This window comes from Anaerobacillus alkalilacustris, from assembly GCF_001866005.1.
In the GTDB taxonomy this organism is placed as follows: Bacteria; Bacillota; Bacilli; order Bacillales; family Anaerobacillaceae; genus Anaerobacillus; species Anaerobacillus alkalilacustris.
Map to the genome: position 1 here is coordinate 1 of NZ_MLQR01000010.1, position 17,557 is coordinate 17,557.

The window sequence follows — 17,557 nt, forward strand, 5'->3', positions numbered from 1 at the left end:
GTCCCAGTGTGGCCGATCACCCTCTCAGGTCGGCTACGCATCGTCGCCTTGGTAAGCCGTTACCTTACCAACTAGCTAATGCGACGCGGGCCCATCCTGTAGTGTTAGGTAAACCCAACTTTCACTTTAGAACCATGAGGCTCCAAAGATTATCCGGTATTAGCTTCGGTTTCCCGAAGTTATCCCAGTCTACAGGGCAGGTTGCCCACGTGTTACTCACCCGTCCGCCGCTAACTCTCATAAAGCAAGCTTTAATTGAGTTCGCTCGACTTGCATGTATTAGGCACGCCGCCAGCGTTCGTCCTGAGCCAGGATCAAACTCTCCATAAAAGTGTTTGATAAAGCTCAAAATAAAACATTGACGAGATAATGGTATCTCTTTAATTAATTCGCTTGGCTGTGTGTTCAGTTTTCAAAGAACCATCTTTCGTTTGCGCCGTTGATTTTCAGCAACAAGAACTATCATAACATAACATCCAGTTCTGCGCAAGTCGTTTTTTCGAAAAGTTTTATTATCAAAACAACAAGTCATTCAACTTCGCTTTTTAGCGACAAGGAATATCTTATCACAACAACTTATTCAACACAATAACTTTTTTTAAAAGTTTATCAGTGAAGTTCTGCGCAAATGTCGTCTGTATTGACAACTTTATAAGATTATCATACAACTATTAAAATAGCAAGTAAAATAAACCATAGCTTAATATATAAATAAAACCTAATAACTGACAAAAACGTGTCTAGCATTAGGTTTTTCATGCGAAGTAGGATACGTAAGTAAAAAGTTTAATATACTACGGGGTGGTAATTCTGGTGGTGATTATTACAACTTGGAAAAGGATTGATATCTTGGATCATGTTGTAGTTATAATGCTTAATCGCAAATTGGGTATGATATAAATACTCCATAACGTATAAGCTGCCCCCATCTGCATCACATAAGACCCCTGAAGTTCCTGTACCATCCATAAACGAAATTCCTACTGGCTGACCTAACAAGTACCCAATTTTATGTTGCCAAGGCATTTAAATTCCCCCTTTTTTAACATAGGATACGATATGTAACTTATGATCATTAGGTGCTTGTAAAGCCTAAGAAAATGCAAACTTTACAAGCATAACTCACATAAAATAAATGCCTTGGAAAAACGATTCCTAGGCATTTATTTTAGTTGTTGGTCGTTTTTTATTCTCCCCATCGTATCTTTTCTTTTTGTAAATAGGTATGCGTGACTCAAGCTAAAACCCCAACTCTTATCATTATTTTAAAAGATGTTCATTCAAGTCAATTATTGCTCATTTACTCAAGCATAACAAAAAACATCTCAGGATCTAAAACCTAAGATTTATTATCCCTCGTATATTTCCAGTATAAAACGATAGATCCAAGTCGGTCAGCGTGCGATGTTCCTGCTATACTATGAAACGCTACCAACTTATATGGCACAGTTCCGTCTATTTTGATTGGATATAGATGGGGGAAATCAATGACAAACCCTTCTCGTGGTTGGATGAGCTTGCCGTCCTTGTTATAACCTGTTCCTTCATAAACTTCTTTTCTGGTGCTGATATCCAGTGTATAGGATTGATCAAGTTTTTCACTTTTAACAAGTACTCTATAATTATCCATATATATAACTTCAAATCCCATGGTTTTCGAAAGATTCATAAACTGCTCAGGACCAAGTATATAATCTGTATTATTATTGATAAACGATAGGACATAGTAATATGTTAGTCCCCCACTTCCCCCAACAGGGAGATTTACGATAATCTCCCTTGTATTTGAGTTTGTAAAGTTGGCGAGAACCAGCCATGGGGTATAGGCCATACTATAATTAGGATACAAATTGATGGCATACCATTGCATTGTCCTGCCGTCCTGTACTATTACTTTTATATTTTCATAAAATGGTTTCTCTTTCTTTTCACCTATTAGATAAACGATATCCGGAATATTGTCGCCATTTACATCCCCCATTTGTTTATCTAGTACATAAGTATTCTGCGTATTAGAATCATTAGTCCAATTACCTGAATGATATTGATAAAGATTAAAGTATGAATAGGTATAAATATTCAACGTATTCGTACAATTTTTATTTTTAAACTATAGCGTTAACTTAAGTACATTTTTCACAAAGTAACCAAAAGTTGAAATTTAGTGCTGCGCAGTAAGAAAGCCGTTAGTGAACAAAGGACTATTTTAAAAGGGGTAACGGACATCAGGTTCGTTATTTAATTTCGCACCAAATATAGCAGATTTCGTTGAACTCATTTTCTTTACGAACGATGCTTCTTGATCCTCATATGCAATTAAAGTTGGGTGTTGAATAGGATCAGAAATACCTTCGATAATAATTAAAACCCTAATCCTCCCAATAAAAAATTGCGTCCATCACTATATACTGATTAGGTTTTCGATAGATTGTCGGGATTTTCGTTTTAAATGACAGAGATTGATTTAATTTTTCAGCTTCTAATAGTCCATAATCAAACTCTTTTAACGATTGTTTCAATTGTTCTGCAATTCTTTGAAATTTCTCATTAAAAACTAATCGATTTGCACCATCAAGTAAAGTACCATATGCCCCACCCACTACTTCATTTGTTTCAATACGAATTTTTTTATATCTGTCATCTTCGCCCATGATTGCTACAGGTGCTAAGCGACAAATATCAATAATAATTCCATTTGTCTTAATCTCTTGGAATCCGTACTTCTCTTCGACGACTGTAACATCTTCTTGTCGATAACAAAAAAATTCAACAAAGGAAGCGTATCCACTGCCAAAATGATTCCACTCTGATTCACATACGAGATTAGGAATACGGTTAATTCTATAAAGTAACTGTCTGATATGTGCTTCAATTTCTTGCTCATTATTTGTATCATAGGGATACGTATTCCCAACAATTCTTCCTTCAGTTAAGGCTTGTAATTGTTCATTAGAAAACATACATGAAACACCTCTCCATTTTTTTGCACAATGACCTTACATTCAGTCCTTCTATTAGCTGTGATTTGTTACTTATCATATGACTTACTTTATAATATTAGAGGTAAAGCGTTCGTTAGCTTAATATCAGTTTTAGAAAAAGAAATAATTATCTCTCAACACTTTAAGTAAAACAGCACTACCTACTGAAGCAAATATTAATGCAAAACCAAAGTGAGTTTTAATCTTCTTTTTGTTTAATTTAGTTAATTCAAAAACTACAAAAATTATAATAGCAAGGCTGAAAAAAGAAATATTGCTAACTAAATTTGCATACTCATGATAAGGGTATTGTGAATATATAACTGTTTTATCAATAAGAGCGTGAATATTGGTAGCCAAAATAAAAGTGACAAAAAGCAATGGAAATCTTAGTTTCATAACTATCAACTCCGTTTCATTTTATACTGTACTTAAGCTCTTCGTTAGTTCAAGATAGAATAATAATTAAGGGAAGTCTAAAAATAAAACAACAAACCCAAAAATAAGTGCACCTACCAAACCAGAACATAACAACCACCACAATAATAGGCTGATAGGATTTTTTAAATTCATTACTTCTTGCCAAGATACCTTATATGACCGTTCGTTCAATTCATATCGTTTGATTTGAATGAACTGGTACATATTCAGAAGTATAGAAAAAACAAGTAATATAATTACAACCTTTAACACTTCCTCATTCATATTATTTCATCCTCCTTAAAACTCATACGGATAGGTAAGGATTTGAAGTTATCGCTTCCTTTTCCCCCGTTCACACCGTACGTGAAGCTTTCACCTCATACGGCGTTCCAACTAATCCAAACTATTCAATTCTATGTATATACTGAAACGAAGATTAATCCCTAGTTAGATTGCGTCACTTTTGCACAGTTTTCTAAGTTCATTTACCTTTTCTTTTTGCTTTTTGTTCAGTTGTAAAGAAGATAGTAAGTGTTGAATTTTGTAGCTATCTTTAAGATGTATGAGTCGATGAACAGCTTCATGTAGCACTATCAAGTTTGAGTAACTGTCATCTTTTGAAACATAATAAGGGTTTTTATGATGACAGTGCCAATCATTTATCCCTAATTCAACTCCTGAGATAGCACACTTTCCATATTGGGCAATGAACCTACTAATGCGGTTGTCGTTGTACTCAATCGTTCGGCTTGGGATGAAATTTTTCATGACAGAACTTAGTACGGTTTTGTTAATCGCTTTTAAGTTTTTATGAATTTTCGCTCTGCCCTCGGCAGTGTAATTACAAATACTTTGAGAAAAACATAAAGATGTCCTATGCCGTTGGGCATAAATGGGAACAAAAACCATTTCTCTAATTTTGTGTAGCTTAGGGTCATATCCCTTGTAGCGTTTTTGTAGTGTACTAGTCATATCAGAAAATTTCGCTTCTGTTCTGAGGTCTTTTAGACGATTATATAAAGTCTTACCAAGTTGGGAGGTCAACTCGCTTAAATTATTTGTAACTTGTGTAGCTGTTGCATAGTAGTTTTGAATGCCCATAACGACAGTGTTATAGTGCCAGACAGTTTCTATGCTGGGTTTCTTTTGTATTGCTTTGATAGCTTCTTTGATTTTTATAAATGCTTTTGATTTGGCTTTCTTAGTCATGTTTGATTGAGCCACGTAACCCATCCTAGTTTTACCTTTTCTAACAGCTTTAATCGAAAAGCCTAGGAACTCTGACGAGTTCTTTTTAAGATTGATAACTTTGGACTTTTCTTCACTCGTTTCAAGGTGTAATCTTGTTTTTAAGAAGTCCTTGATAGCGCAATTCATTTTAATCGCTTGTGTCCGAGTGCGACATAGGACTTTAAAATCATCTGCATACCTTACAATGAAGCATTCTTTCAGTTTAGACTTCTTCAATGGTGCGTATTTTCCAGGGTACTTATAGGTATACTTAGTTTGAAACGTTTCCCATTGGTCACTAATCCACCAATCCAATTCATTAAGAACTATATTAGATAAGAGCGGAGATAAGATACCCCCTTGGGGTGTTCCTTTAGATGGAATGCCTTCACCTTCAATTTCAGCCTTTAATAGTTTTGAAATAATTGAGATTAACTGTTTATCTCTTATCCCAATCGTCCAAATTTGTTTTAGTAGCTTACTATGGTTCACATTGTCAAAAAATCCTTTAATATCAACATCTATACAATGGTGAAGCCCCGTTTGATTAATTAAAAATTCAAACCTAGCTTTGGCATGGTGTGTGCTCCGATTTGGTCTAAATCCGTAGCTGTGCTTATGGAATTTAGCTTCGCAAATGGGTTCTATTACTTGTAAGATACATTGTTGGAGAATTCTATCCCAAATCGTTGGAATTCCAAGTGGTCTTACTTTACCATTTGCTTTCGGTATAAACACACGTCTGACCTTTTGAGGTTTGTACGAACCTAGCATAGTTTGAACTTTTACAATTACATCCTCAACAGAGAGATGCTTTACATCATTGATGGTTAATCGATTTGAGCCAGCTGTTTTACTCCCAGTATTTCGTTTAATATTTCGATAAGCAAGACGTATATTCTCATTTGAACTAATAAGCTTCATTAAGTTATAGAAATTTTGACCATCGACACTTTGGGCATATAGATTGTCAAACCATTGTTGCATATCATAATACTCATTGTGTCGCAGTTTCTTTCGTTTTAACAAGTCGGTGACTCCCTTGGGAGTTGAACCTCTTTTAGTCTGACAAGAACCTTATTAATCGTAAAGAACTGTCTTACATGGTTGAATGTTTCTTTATTAGTCTAGTGGCTATCCCTTTGCGTGGATTAGACGCTTCATCGGTACTGTGCCACCACTTTCACTGATGTTAAAGCAAGTTATACAGTAACTAATGTCATTACTGCTTTCCGAGCTAACGTTTCATTAAGAGTAAGCTTTCCACGTCATCAGCTTACAACGTTGAATTATATTTATTATAGAATAAACTTAGGTGCTTCCTGTAAGCCTGTTAGTCGTTTATATGCCTATAACATATCATGGACTTTCATATTAGCGAGTTTTACTCATCCACTACTAACCTCACAATTTGGTGATATACACATTTCTATGTATTGCAGGTATAGACCCGTACATTCAGAAGTTCGTCAGCAAAGCCTTTTCTTGTAAGCTCTTATGCATTCTCACCATATTTATTCAACTCAAGCATCATGATTTACACCACCCCCGCGGGTAGGCTTTCGGCAGCCGAACTGTTACGGTAAATTCTTACGCCTTCTTACCGAGCTTATAACACTATCATTCTTACTAATTTTAGTGCTACCCGACTAAGAGAGAGCCCTTCAAGGCGTTACTCAATCATTTGACTCTTCAATATAATCCTTCAATTTCGACGAAATTGTCTACCTTTTACCAGAGTAATGTGACCATTCTCAATTTGGGGTAGAAACGTTTCGCACCACTAAACTGCTGGTTTAGTTTAAGTGAAACGTTTCACAATACCATAGATATTCATAAAAAAACTATAACAAATATTATCGAATTGTTGTTCTTAATCTTCATAAAAAATGGAAATATATTTTTCAAAGCGAATAATTTTTCGAATTTAAATAAACATAGTTTAATCCTAATAGTTTGCTGCACAGTCAACCAAGAGAGACGATCACTTTGAAAGCAATCGTCTCTCTTGGTTGGTTAATTAATTAACAGTATCGTTGTGCAGTAAAAGGTTTTTTAATAGTTAATCTCTTCAACATAAGAAACCAAAATCTAGCTAACGGAAACTATTTCCACAATAGTTATATATACTGGTTATTAATGTCAAATAATTGTTATAATTCGGCACTACTTTAGCATGCAACATCTCACTACTCATATGACTGGCAACCATATTTCTACTTTCGTTCCACAATCAGGTTTGCTTTCAAAATGAATGGATCCGTTGTGTTCTTGAATAATTTTCTTGGATGTCATTATCCCTAGACCTGTTCCTTTTTCTTTCGTGGTATAAAAAGGTGTCCCGAATAATTCATCATTTTTCCTACTTTCACTTTACTTATTCCTCCATTATCAAGCATGCACTCTGCCCAGGTAAAGGAGTTAACAAGAACTGCCTTCACCTAAAAAAAATAAACATTATTTATTTTCAAAAAATATTGACCAATCACACTAAAGGATTGTATAGTTTATAAAACACATAAAAATACTCGGATAAAGGAGAAGGAATATGAGCACAAAGCAGCTATTAGAAGTTGAAACAAATGGAAAGTGGGAGCAAGGGTTAAAGACTTCAATTTCAATAAGGGATTTTCAACCTTTTATTGTAGACGAACCCAAAAATCTAGGTGGTACTGATGAAGGACCTAATCCAGTAGAATTAGTGTTGGGTGCATTATCTAGCTGTACGTCGGTTATGATTGCTTTCATTGCAAAAGAACAAAAGTTTTCTTACCGCCAAGTTGAATTTAAAAATACTGGCACTCTCGATTTACAAGGGCTAATGGGTGTTGAAGGAGTTTCTCCACATTTTCAAACTGTAAGCTTTGAAGTAATTATAAAAACAGATGAAACTGATGAAAGAACTGCTAAATTAAAAGAAGCCGTAGAAAAAAGATGTCCTGTTATGAACTTACTATTAGATGCAGGCGTAAAAGTTGAATCAAATTGGATTAAAAGATAATGTTATTCATCTAATAATAATAATTCCTTTCACTTTAGTGAAGGGTCTCCACTAGGTTAATACTTCATTGAGTAGTGTCCTTTCAAGGGCACTATCTTTATTATCTTGTTGCACAGTAAGAGTCAAAGACGTCACTTTGAAAGCAATCGCCTTTTTATAGTGTTATTCTATTACCAGTTATGACAATAGGTAAGGCTTTGAGATTATCTCCACCTTTTCCCCCGTCCTACACCGTGCGTGCCACTTTCATAGTACACGGCGCTCCATCTTGTTTCCTAACTTATTTCTAATAGATTACAGATTTTCGGTATTGGTTTACCTTTTTCATCTGGTCAGAATCTAATTTTAATTGTTTTAGATACTTTATAATCGTTTCTTTATTTGTAGCGTGTATGAGTTTATGCACATCGTTTTTGATGATTCTTAGGTTTTTGAATTCATCAGTTCCACCAAGCTTTTTTGGCTTGAAATGGTGACAATGAACTTCATGTGCATAAATAAATTCATTAGTAATTTCACATTTCCCCATTTTCATTGAGTACCTTGAAATTCTGTAATCTAAGTACTCCATTGTACCGTTTGGTATGTTTGAAATAAGTAGTTTATGAATTTCATAAGATACTTCAGGCGCTAAATATTTGTGTATTGGTGCTCGCCCATCTTTGCTATAAAACGAACGTTTATTGCTAAAACTTTTTGCTACCTTTGTTCGTATATCAGCCAAGGGATATAAGTAAATCCCACAAATTTTATAGGTTGTGTAGTTACTTTTATAGAATTTTTCATATGATGGAGGTGCATTTATAGGTCTTTCTCTAACTCCTATATTTTTAAAACGATTAAATAAGGTCATTGATAAGTCGTAGGCTATTCTTTGCATATCAAGATTAACATTAGTTACATATTTGAAATAGTTGTGTATACCTAAGATAAAGGAATTGTATAAAAGAACATTCTGAGCAGTCGGTGATTTTTGAATCTTTTTGATTAGCTCTTTTGCTTTTGTTTTAATTTCTAGTTTTTTCTTTTTTCGAATATTGGAGTTACATACCCATTTGTCACTTTTCTTGATTGCGTATAGGGTATATCCAAGAAATTTAGACTTTCCTTTTCTTGTGTTAATTATTTTAGATTTCTCATGAGAGATATCTAGTTTAAGCCTGTCTTTTAGATATTGACGCACGGCATGATACCATTTCTTAGCTGAGTGTGGATCTCTTGCAAAGATTTTAAAATCATCTGCATATCTTACTATATACCCTTCTTTCATTTTAGAAGTGTCTCTTAATGCATTACACTTGCTATGATTATGGGCATACGTAACAAGAATGGTAATTGGGTTGTAAAAAAGTTAGATAATCAAATTAATTAAAGAAAATGTAATATCATGCTTGGTAAACTATCGGCATAGCGTAGCACAAGAAGCCGTCGTAACTGTTGTATCACTAACGGTAGCCTATGTTGAATAAGAAATACGAGAAACAAGACAACCTACTTCATATTTTGGTCACTAACTTAATCCACTTATAACCATCCAACATTTATAACGGAATTTTTAGTAAGTATAAATAAGATATAGGAGTCTACTTTTTGGGCTGATCAAGTGCTTGGTAAGCTACCTGATACTTTCCTCCATCCGCAACTTCTGAATGGTACAAGGCCTTGAGGGCATTGTTTTTTTCAAGATCATGCTCAGCCTTCAGTTCTTTAAAGCGTGTATGCAGTTCTTTATTTTCCTTAATTAGTTGTTGCATTTGCGATTTTATATACTTCAAAATATTTATCTCCTTTCTGAATCTCTGAGTTTAGCCTAATTTTTCAAGAGAAATAGCCTGTTTAAAAAGATCCCTAAATTGCTCCCGGTCTTCTGCTGTAAAAGGCTTTGGTCCCTTTGTTCGCTGTCCGCTTTTTCTAGCCATTGCACTTAAATAACGTGTTTGTAATAATTGGTCAATATTATAATTTGTATATCTAAATCCTTTTTGGTGGAGGACGATAATTCCTTTTGCTAAACCAAGCGACGCAAGACCATAATCTTGGGTCACGATAATATCTCCTTTTTCCACTAACTTCACAATCCGATAATCTGCAGCATCTGCCCCAGAATCAACATAAATGGTATCCACTCCTGATGGCTGTTCTGCATTAGAAAAATGAGAAAAGCTTGTAACAAGGATAACCGGAATTTCAAAATTCCTTGCTTCAGAAATAATAATATCTTTCACCGGACAAGCATCTGCATCCACATAAATTTTCATCTTTCTCCTCCTGTTAAGAAGTTCGACTTACTATTTAACTTAATCTTTTTCAACTATAAAAGGGACTGGTGACTTTTGTTAAAAATAAACAAGAGTTCTTCCTTTTACTGTATTCTTCTATCCTCATATTATACTTTATAGAATTGTGTTGGCAAATGGTCGTTGAATTTAAATGCCCACAAAATAGGTTGCTAAATCATCTGCTTTTAATAAAAATCAATAAATTTTCTAGGATACCTTAGAACTATTACGTTGGAGTTGGAGTTGGAGTTGGAATTGGTTGTTTTTGTAATCTTGCATATCAAACGTACCTGAAGTTCTCCTTCAGCGGCTTTCCGCGTTTTTCTTCACTACGCTTTGAGGTATCTAACTAGCTAATTTCACTATATAGATAAACTCCTTATTTTATAATTTCACCTTGAATCATGAACGAACGAATAATTTATGTATAAAACTCCTCGACATACCCCACGAGGTATATTATTATACAAATATACCTCGTGGGGTATAAAAACAAAAACAGATTACATGGAGGGGATACGATGAAAGAGATGTTACATGAAAGAACTGTAACTATTAATAGAGAAGTAAATCAAGAAACAATTGATGAAACAACATATAATTATGGAACTGTTGTCCCTAAACTATTTGCAATTTTTACTGCTGTGGCTGCGCTTGGATGGGCTGTTAGTATTTTCTTAAGTGGTGTTCATTTCTGGATACTACCTTTCCCTGCAGGCTTCGATGTAACAGGAACACCATGGGCAGTTATGACTAGCGATTGGGCGTATGTGATGGGAATCCCATTGGCTTTATTAGGAGCTTTCTATTATCTCACAGTACTATTACTCGCAGGAATGTGGTATCACTCACGTCACCCTTTAGTGCTCAAAGTTTTAACACCAATTTCAGCAACTGGTGTGATCGCTTCATCTTTCTTTGTTTATCTACAATTGTTTGTCATTGAAGCCATTTGCCCATTTTGTATGGTGTCGGCTGTAGCTTCGACAATTCTCTTTACGCTTGAACTAATTATGTTACGCTTGAGTAAGTTACCACCGCTTCGTGAACTTCTGCGTAATGCTCATACTGCATTTGATAGAAGAGGTCTAAGGTGGATGTTCCTGATGTTTATCGTATCATCACTTGTTGTACTCAGCTTTTGGATAGTGACGATGATCCCTACACCTGGTTTATAGTAAAGTAAAGATCTAAACTTTTCTTCTAAACGTGCCTGTCACTCCCCGAAGAATCTTAAAAAACAAAGCAGCCAAACTAAGGTTTGGCTGCTCTTTAACTTTATTCTTACTGGCTATTAAGGAAGCATCGGAACCGTCCCTTCGCTTCCCGCTGAATTGTCTATCCGAAAATATCATCTAAAAAATCTTCTGCTGTTTCTTTTTTCTTTGCATTTTCAATCACAACATCTACCTCAAAGCCTTCTAAGGCTTCATTAACTCTGGGTTGCTTTTGTTTTTCAAATTCCAAATACTGCTTCAGCTTATTGCGGGGCTCAATCAGAGTAGTAAGCTTATAATGGATATGACCATTTTTTTCATAGAAGTTGATATCATTTAGTTGCTTCTGAACAAACTTTTCTGATATAAGGACGGGCTCATTCTCTTGATAAAATACACCTGCTAAATGTAAGGTGTATTTTGCTGCATAACTATAATTTATACGCCTGTATAGTTCCTTACTGATTTGCTCAATATCTATACCAGGTTCAATGAATAATGGATTAAATCTAATAATACCAGTATTAATTTCAGAAATAAAATAAGTTGTTCGGCCAATCATTTCAATATTCTGATCTTGTAATAGTTTAAGAGCATATTCAATTTCTTTTGGACTTTTTACATTAAAATCAAAATTAATAACGGACAAATAACTTTCTAGATGTTGATAATTTCTTGAGCGTAATAATAGTGCATGACAACGGTTCTGTCCATCTGAATCCTGTGCCTTTTTATACGCATCCAAAGCTTGTTCAAATTTTCCTAACAGCTCTAGTTTTCTAGCTTCTTGTAGCCATTCCCTGTCAGACGTAATGCCATATTCCATTTCTACTAATTCTTGATAATCAAATTGCTCAAAATGATCAATCGCAAAACTATTTGGATGCTCTCCCTCTAAGAAATATATGTCATTAGACGTGCGAGAAGCAGCGACATACATTAGGTGGAAATAAGTTTTATATAGTTGGTATTGAGAGAAATCCATTTTAGATGTATACTGCAAAATATCCTGGCAGTATACATTTTTATATTGTAGTCCCTGTACCTCTGATACAACAAGTACACGTTGAAAACCTTTCATTTGAAAGTGTTTTTTCGCTTCTTGAGTAGCAACAATGATTATACTGTTAGCATCATGATCAAGTTTTTGTAGCAATATTTGTGTGAATTCCTTCTGTACAATTAATTTTGGCTTGGAAGTAGATCGTATCGCTATCTCATCCATGCGATTTGCCGTTGGGTAATAAGTTAACTCTTGCTCTTTAATATAATTTAGTAATTGTACTACTTGATAACCGGAACGGAAGTTTTTATTCAGTATATATTTTTGATATGGAATATCTTTCCTTGATAATGTTTCAAAAAATTGCTCGGGTTGAAAGGCATAATTATCTATAGCTTGGTATGGATCTCCTAATAATAAATGATGTGTAGCAGATCTTGAAACATGCAACAAACTTTCAAATTGTTTAAGTGTCAGCTCTTGTATTTCATCAAAAACTACGCTCTCAATTTCTTGTCCCACTTCCTGCAAGATCATAAATGCCAAATCATTTAGATCAACATATTGATTTTTATCAAGCCATTTCTGGTAAAGGCTAGCAACAAAATAAATATTCCGTTTATCTTGAATAGAAAAACCCGAAGGAAATTGATTATACTGCTCTTGCGTCATCATTTTTTGCAGTGTCTGACCTTTAATAACAGTATTAATTTCTAAGAATAGCTCATCCGGTGTCAACTTACTCTGTAAATTGTTTGTTTTACACCAAAGTACAAAATCCTCTTTTGTGATTGTGGTGAACGATTTTTTTAACAGTTGTTCATAAAATTGGTTTAGTGAAAAAAATCGAATCAACTGGTTGTTAGTAGTTCTTTTTAAAAATTGTGTTTTAATTTCATTCATTAAATATTGAGAATGACTCACGTAAAACGTTGGGATAGCTAGTTCCTGATGTAATAATAATCGACGTATACCGATATTGGTTTTACCACTACCTGCACAGCCTAATATAACTGTCATTTTAGACGGATTGTTTAATGCTTCATATTGCTCACGTGTCAAAATTTGCTCTGAAGCAAAAAGTTCATCATCCTCTAGTAGCAAAGTAACATACTCATCGTCCATGACATCCTGTTGTGCAATAATGCCCAATTTACCAACCAGTTCTTGCAATGCATAACGATTAATATTCTCATCAATCGCCTCTTCCTCATATGCTGTTTCGTCAATAACAAATTCAACAAATTTATCCTTGTTCATACGCTTAGCGGCTTTGATTTGCTTATCATGTGTTTCGAAACTTAAATATCTGATAGATCCATCCTCATGAAACGTAAATAAAATACGATCCCCTGAGTTAACCCGAAATTTATAAATATTCGTGCCTGCTATTTTTCGAATCCAAAAACCTTTAGGAATTTCATGAAAAACATTGGCTTTTGTAATCATATTAGTGAATGTCTCTAATTTTTCCAGAACAATCGCTTGCTTTTCTATTGGAACATGCTTAAAGAAATCCTTAGAGATCCTCATCTTTTTCCTCCGCTAATACTGATTCGACATATTGTCTTGCAGCTGCGGCACACATTGCATCATAATCATCTATTTCTTTTTTTGTTGGTTTTTTATATGCCAATTTCTTAACTGGATCAATGGATTGAAGATAATTCATGATGATATATTTTTCTGTTTCAGGTGCTTGCTCATCTAGTAAAGCATGTCCTAAATGACGCATCACATCACCAATTCCACCATACCCAAGTTCCAATGCTGTTTTATATGACTTAACTGCTTGCTTATATTCACCAAGAATATATAGTACTTTCCCTAGATTATAATATGCCTGAAAATGTTTTGGATTGACCCTAATCGCTTTAATACATTGTTCCTTAGCTTGATCATAGAGCCCTTTCCTTTTATAGAAGATCCCTCGATCTAATAATGTCACATAATCATTTGATTGTTGTAAAGGTTCTAATGGACGAACTAAAACAGTTTCTCCTGCTTTAAATTGTGAAGTGAGTTGCTTAGAATTTGACACTTTATTTAAACAACATTTTTTAAACTTCTTCCCTGATCCACATGGACATGGCTGATTTCTAGACATATCATTTCACCTCGACTAGTTATATTTTTGTTAGGTTACAAATTAAAGATTTGCATATAATTTCCATTAAAGAGAACCCATTAATTATTTATATAGTAAGTTTTCAAGCATGTAAAAATTCACCTTACTTGAATTCAAGAAACATATCCTTATATCCACATACTTGTGATACAGGGTTTTTATTTATGTATTTCCTATTTAATCGAAATAACATCCCACATTAACCATATGTAGGTGTACTAGAAAAAATTACCTTCTATAGTCATTTTATCATTTATATTAATTTATCTCATATAATCTTTGAAAGATTACTAGAGTCTAAAAAATTTTTAACGGCTAGAGGGACAAATTCTCTATCTGCAGGTGATTTTATATAAATGGGAAACTCGACTTTCTTGGACTTTGTGCCCCGAAATGCTGTCTATTATATCGTCTAATAAAAATCTTAATAAATAGTTCCAGGACCTATATGTTGCCATTGGATCACCGATTTGAAAATCAAATACTTAATAACGAATAATTACTGCATCGTCCTAATAGATTGGTAAAAGGAAAACGTCTTTCCAAGTAACCATCTGGGGGCAAGCGATGGAAAATTACATTCACAAACAGTTGGACGCCATTTACAATGATTTTAAAAGTGAAATTGATCAGTTAGACGAGTTGTGCTCATTACATGATTTAAGGTTTAATTATGGGCATCTTCCTAACTATTTCCACTCTTCAATCCAACAACTATATTTATTGCGATACTTCCCTGCCTATGTTTTTGAATATTACCGGATTTTTAAGAAAGTCATTGAATTTAATCATGTTGATACACCATACAAAGTATTGTCTATTGGAGTCGGTTCATTGTTGGATTATTATGGCCTAGAATTGGCAATGAAAGAAGTAGGGTTAAATGTTCAAGAGTATGCATATTACACTGGAGTTGATAAAGTGGATTGGATGTACAAGGATTCTCTAGGTAATCATGACTGTACATTTATTGCAGGGGATATTAACCAAATAACGCCAACAATACTTGAGGAATTTAATATTATTATTTTTCCAAAATCAATTGGTGAATTCCCAGAGACTGCATTCCAAGATTTAATGTCGTTATTAGAGAAGGTGAACTTTTCTGAAAGGAAAATAGTTTTAATTTCTTCCATTAGGGACAGTCAGTTGACTATTGATAAGGATCGGTTTAAAAATATTGTAAACCTGTTTGGTACTAGCCAAGGCCTATCCGATCTAGATCCTCAGACAGATTATTATTATTTTAAAGACCATTCTATCCGTGACTTAAATGACTATTTTACCTATCCTGAGCATATTAGAAGGTTTTTAATCAACCTTCAAGAACAATGCAAATCATATGACCCAACGAGTCATTTGTGTGTGGCTGAATGTGAAAATTATTTAAATAAAAGCCCTATCTTAAGAACTCGCCTTATTAAATATCAGATCAAACGATTAGAAGAAAAAGAAGGTGTTTAAATTGATTATTAGCGCGAGTAGAAGAACAGATATACCAGCGTTTTACAGTAAATGGTTTATGGAACGGATAAGAAAAGGGTATTACGTTAAAGTAAATCCATATAATTCAAAGCAAAAAAAAGTGGTTAGTTTACTACCTAAAGATGTGGATGCGATTGTCTTCTGGACAAAGAACCCGAAACCCTTAATGAAAGAGATACATACGTTAGAGAATATAGGTTATAACTTTTATTTTCAGTTTACCCTTAATGATTTTCCAGGAGCATTTGAGCCAACGTTACCAAGTTTAGACTCTCGCGTTAAAGTTTTTCAAGAGCTTAGTAAACGTATAGGTCCTAAACGAGTGATTTGGAGGTATGATCCGATTATCTACAGCTCCGTAACTCCCCTATCATCCATTGTGAATTCGTTTCAGCAATTAGCTAGTAAGCTTGAAGGATATACAGAAAGAGTTGTTATTAGTTTTGTAGATATGTACGGGAAAACAAAAAATAAATTTGGAAAACTTGAGAAAGAACATGGAATTGAATTTTACGACCTGACTGCAGAACATAACCAGGAGAAGTTATTATCCCTTTGTACCACCTTAAAAGACATTGCTTCCTCATCAAATTTAGAGATTTTTACTTGCGCAGAAAAAATTGACTTAGACAGTGTAGGAATTAAACATGGTGCTTGCATTGATAAAGGTTTACTGGAAGAAATCTTTGGCCTTAATTTGGGCTTAAAAAAAGATACAAATCAACGCTCAGAGTGTTTATGTGTTAGTTCTGAGGAAATGGGAACCTATAATACTTGTAAGTTTAATTGCACCTATTGCTATGCAGTCCAAAGTGAAAAATCCGTGTATAACACAACAAAGAATCATAACTGGAAAAGCCCGCTTTTAATCGGTGAGTTAAATAATGGAGAAAAATTCAGTGAGCAGCTAAAACTATTTTAATTGGCGCGTTTTCAGTATAAATAAATGGAACACAACCTACTCGCAAAAACATGGGGACGGTCCTTATTTGATTCGTGCCTGTCACTCCCCGAAGAATCTTGTTTCACGGGACAGTTTCACAACAAAAGAATTAAAGGTGCATCGGTCGGTGACACCAGGCACCAATCGTAGACGCACATGCAGCACCACTACTTAACGCAAATATTCAAATTCCGCAAACGCAAAAAAACACACTCCATTGGAATGTGTTCTTTATTTTACCTAGCACCGTCCTACTCTCACAAGGGGAAGCCCCTAACTACCATCGGCGCAAAAGAGCTTAACGATCGTGTTCGGCATGGGAACGAGTGTGACCTCTTCGCTATCGCCACTAAATCTACTGACTTCAATTACATCATGAGATGCTTCTTAGAATTTGCTACATGCTGATTTGCGACGAGGAAGCTTACTTCGAAGCATTCACTAGTAGACGCAGGAGCAGATTATCTAAATTCTTGTCAGTTTATATTTTTTTTGAAAGAAATCATTCTTTCAAAACTAGATAACATACATATAAGTTTCTTGAGTGTGAATTCAATTCTTATTTTTAGGATAAGTCCTCGACCGATTAGTATCTCTCAGCTCCACACGTCACCGTGNTTCCACCCGAGACCTATCAACCTCATCATCTCTAAGGGGTCTTACTGGATTAACTCCAAGGGAAATCTCATCTTGAGGGGGGCTTCATGCTTAGATGCTTTCAGCACTTATCCCTTCCATACGTAGCTACCCAGCTATGCTCCTGGCGGAACAACTGGTACACCAGCGGTATGTCCATCCCGGTCCTCTCGTACTAAGGACAGCTCCTCTCAAATTTCCTACGCCCGCGACGGATAGGGACCGAACTGT

General features: G+C 34.7%; 15 protein-coding genes, 3 rRNA genes and 1 pseudogene. 4 read left to right on the forward strand and 15 right to left on the reverse strand.

Annotated features, from left to right (window positions below; all coding sequences use genetic code 11):
• From BKP37_RS06315 to BKP37_RS19110, 8 genes and pseudogenes are all read right to left on the reverse strand, one after another.
• A 16S ribosomal RNA gene (locus BKP37_RS06315) occupies positions 1 to 330 on the reverse strand; the annotation flags it as partial.
• A gap of 456 nt (positions 331 to 786) precedes the next feature.
• Positions 787 to 1,026: a hypothetical protein gene (locus BKP37_RS06320; protein WP_071308800.1), complete on the reverse strand. Its 240-nt coding sequence runs from the start codon at positions 1,024 to 1,026 to the stop codon at positions 787 to 789.
• 313 nt (positions 1,027 to 1,339) lie between these two features.
• Positions 1,340 to 2,083, reverse strand: a complete 744-nt coding sequence (locus BKP37_RS06325; RefSeq protein ID WP_071308801.1) for a hypothetical protein — start codon at positions 2,081 to 2,083, stop codon at positions 1,340 to 1,342.
• 286 nt (positions 2,084 to 2,369) lie between these two features.
• Positions 2,370 to 2,960 (reverse strand): hypothetical protein, encoded by a 591-nt coding sequence (locus tag BKP37_RS06330; RefSeq protein WP_071308802.1) that lies wholly within the window; start codon positions 2,958 to 2,960, stop codon positions 2,370 to 2,372.
• 132 nt (positions 2,961 to 3,092) lie between these two features.
• Entirely contained in the window at positions 3,093 to 3,380 is a 288-nt protein-coding gene (locus BKP37_RS06335; protein ID WP_071308803.1) for a hypothetical protein, read from the reverse strand.
• Between the two features lie 66 nt (positions 3,381 to 3,446).
• Positions 3,447 to 3,686 carry a hypothetical protein gene (locus BKP37_RS06340; protein ID WP_071308804.1) on the reverse strand — a complete coding sequence of 80 codons (240 nt, stop codon included), beginning with the start codon at positions 3,684 to 3,686 and terminating at the stop codon, positions 3,447 to 3,449.
• Between the two features lie 165 nt (positions 3,687 to 3,851).
• Complete coding sequence (gene ltrA, locus BKP37_RS06345) at positions 3,852 to 5,621, reverse strand: group II intron reverse transcriptase/maturase (RefSeq protein WP_071308813.1); 1,770 nt, start codon at positions 5,619 to 5,621, stop codon at positions 3,852 to 3,854.
• A 1,206-nt stretch (positions 5,622 to 6,827) separates the two neighbouring features.
• Positions 6,828 to 6,986 (reverse strand): annotated as a pseudogene (locus tag BKP37_RS19110) (ATP-binding protein); the annotation flags it as partial.
• Positions 6,987 to 7,182: 196 nt separating this feature from the next.
• Here BKP37_RS19110 and BKP37_RS06350 point away from each other — a divergent pair.
• A complete protein-coding gene (locus BKP37_RS06350) occupies positions 7,183 to 7,635 on the forward strand; it encodes an OsmC family protein (RefSeq protein WP_071308805.1) in 453 nt (150 codons plus the stop codon).
• Between the two features lie 286 nt (positions 7,636 to 7,921).
• Here the strand turns inward: BKP37_RS06350 and BKP37_RS06355 are convergent, their stop codons facing one another.
• The 3 genes from BKP37_RS06355 to BKP37_RS06365 all read right to left on the reverse strand — a co-directional run bounded on the left by BKP37_RS06355 (position 7,922) and on the right by BKP37_RS06365 (position 9,893).
• Positions 7,922 to 8,971: a reverse transcriptase domain-containing protein gene (locus BKP37_RS06355; protein ID WP_342707767.1), complete on the reverse strand. Its 1,050-nt coding sequence runs from the start codon at positions 8,969 to 8,971 to the stop codon at positions 7,922 to 7,924.
• Positions 8,972 to 9,218: 247 nt separating this feature from the next.
• A complete protein-coding gene (locus BKP37_RS06360) occupies positions 9,219 to 9,410 on the reverse strand; it encodes a hypothetical protein (RefSeq protein WP_071308807.1) in 192 nt (63 codons plus the stop codon).
• A gap of 30 nt (positions 9,411 to 9,440) precedes the next feature.
• Positions 9,441 to 9,893, reverse strand: a complete 453-nt coding sequence (locus BKP37_RS06365; protein WP_071308808.1) for a YaiI/YqxD family protein — start codon at positions 9,891 to 9,893, stop codon at positions 9,441 to 9,443.
• A 542-nt stretch (positions 9,894 to 10,435) separates the two neighbouring features.
• Here BKP37_RS06365 and BKP37_RS06370 point away from each other — a divergent pair.
• Complete coding sequence (locus BKP37_RS06370) at positions 10,436 to 11,092, forward strand: vitamin K epoxide reductase family protein (protein WP_084034572.1); 657 nt, start codon at positions 10,436 to 10,438, stop codon at positions 11,090 to 11,092.
• A 160-nt stretch (positions 11,093 to 11,252) separates the two neighbouring features.
• Here the strand turns inward: BKP37_RS06370 and BKP37_RS06375 are convergent, their stop codons facing one another.
• Complete coding sequence (locus tag BKP37_RS06375) at positions 11,253 to 13,667, reverse strand: UvrD-helicase domain-containing protein (protein ID WP_071308809.1); 2,415 nt, start codon at positions 13,665 to 13,667, stop codon at positions 11,253 to 11,255.
• Positions 13,654 to 14,241 (reverse strand): YecA family protein, encoded by a 588-nt coding sequence (locus tag BKP37_RS20305; RefSeq protein ID WP_071308810.1) that lies wholly within the window; start codon positions 14,239 to 14,241, stop codon positions 13,654 to 13,656. Before BKP37_RS20305 ends, BKP37_RS06375 begins: the two co-directional genes overlap by 14 nt.
• A gap of 588 nt (positions 14,242 to 14,829) precedes the next feature.
• Here BKP37_RS20305 and BKP37_RS06385 point away from each other — a divergent pair.
• Both BKP37_RS06385 and BKP37_RS06390 read left to right on the forward strand, forming a co-directional pair.
• The gene (locus BKP37_RS06385) at positions 14,830 to 15,726 is read left to right on the forward strand and encodes a hypothetical protein (RefSeq protein ID WP_071308811.1); all 897 of its coding nucleotides are present in this window, start codon (positions 14,830 to 14,832) and stop codon (positions 15,724 to 15,726) included.
• Position 15,727: 1 nt separating this feature from the next.
• A complete protein-coding gene (locus BKP37_RS06390) occupies positions 15,728 to 16,669 on the forward strand; it encodes a DUF1848 domain-containing protein (protein WP_071308812.1) in 942 nt (313 codons plus the stop codon).
• 259 nt (positions 16,670 to 16,928) lie between these two features.
• Here the strand turns inward: BKP37_RS06390 and rrf are convergent.
• Both rrf and BKP37_RS06400 read right to left on the reverse strand, forming a co-directional pair.
• A 5S ribosomal RNA gene (gene rrf, locus BKP37_RS06395) occupies positions 16,929 to 17,044 on the reverse strand.
• 212 nt (positions 17,045 to 17,256) lie between these two features.
• Positions 17,257 to 17,557: ribosomal RNA gene (locus BKP37_RS06400) — 23S ribosomal RNA — on the reverse strand; the annotation flags it as partial.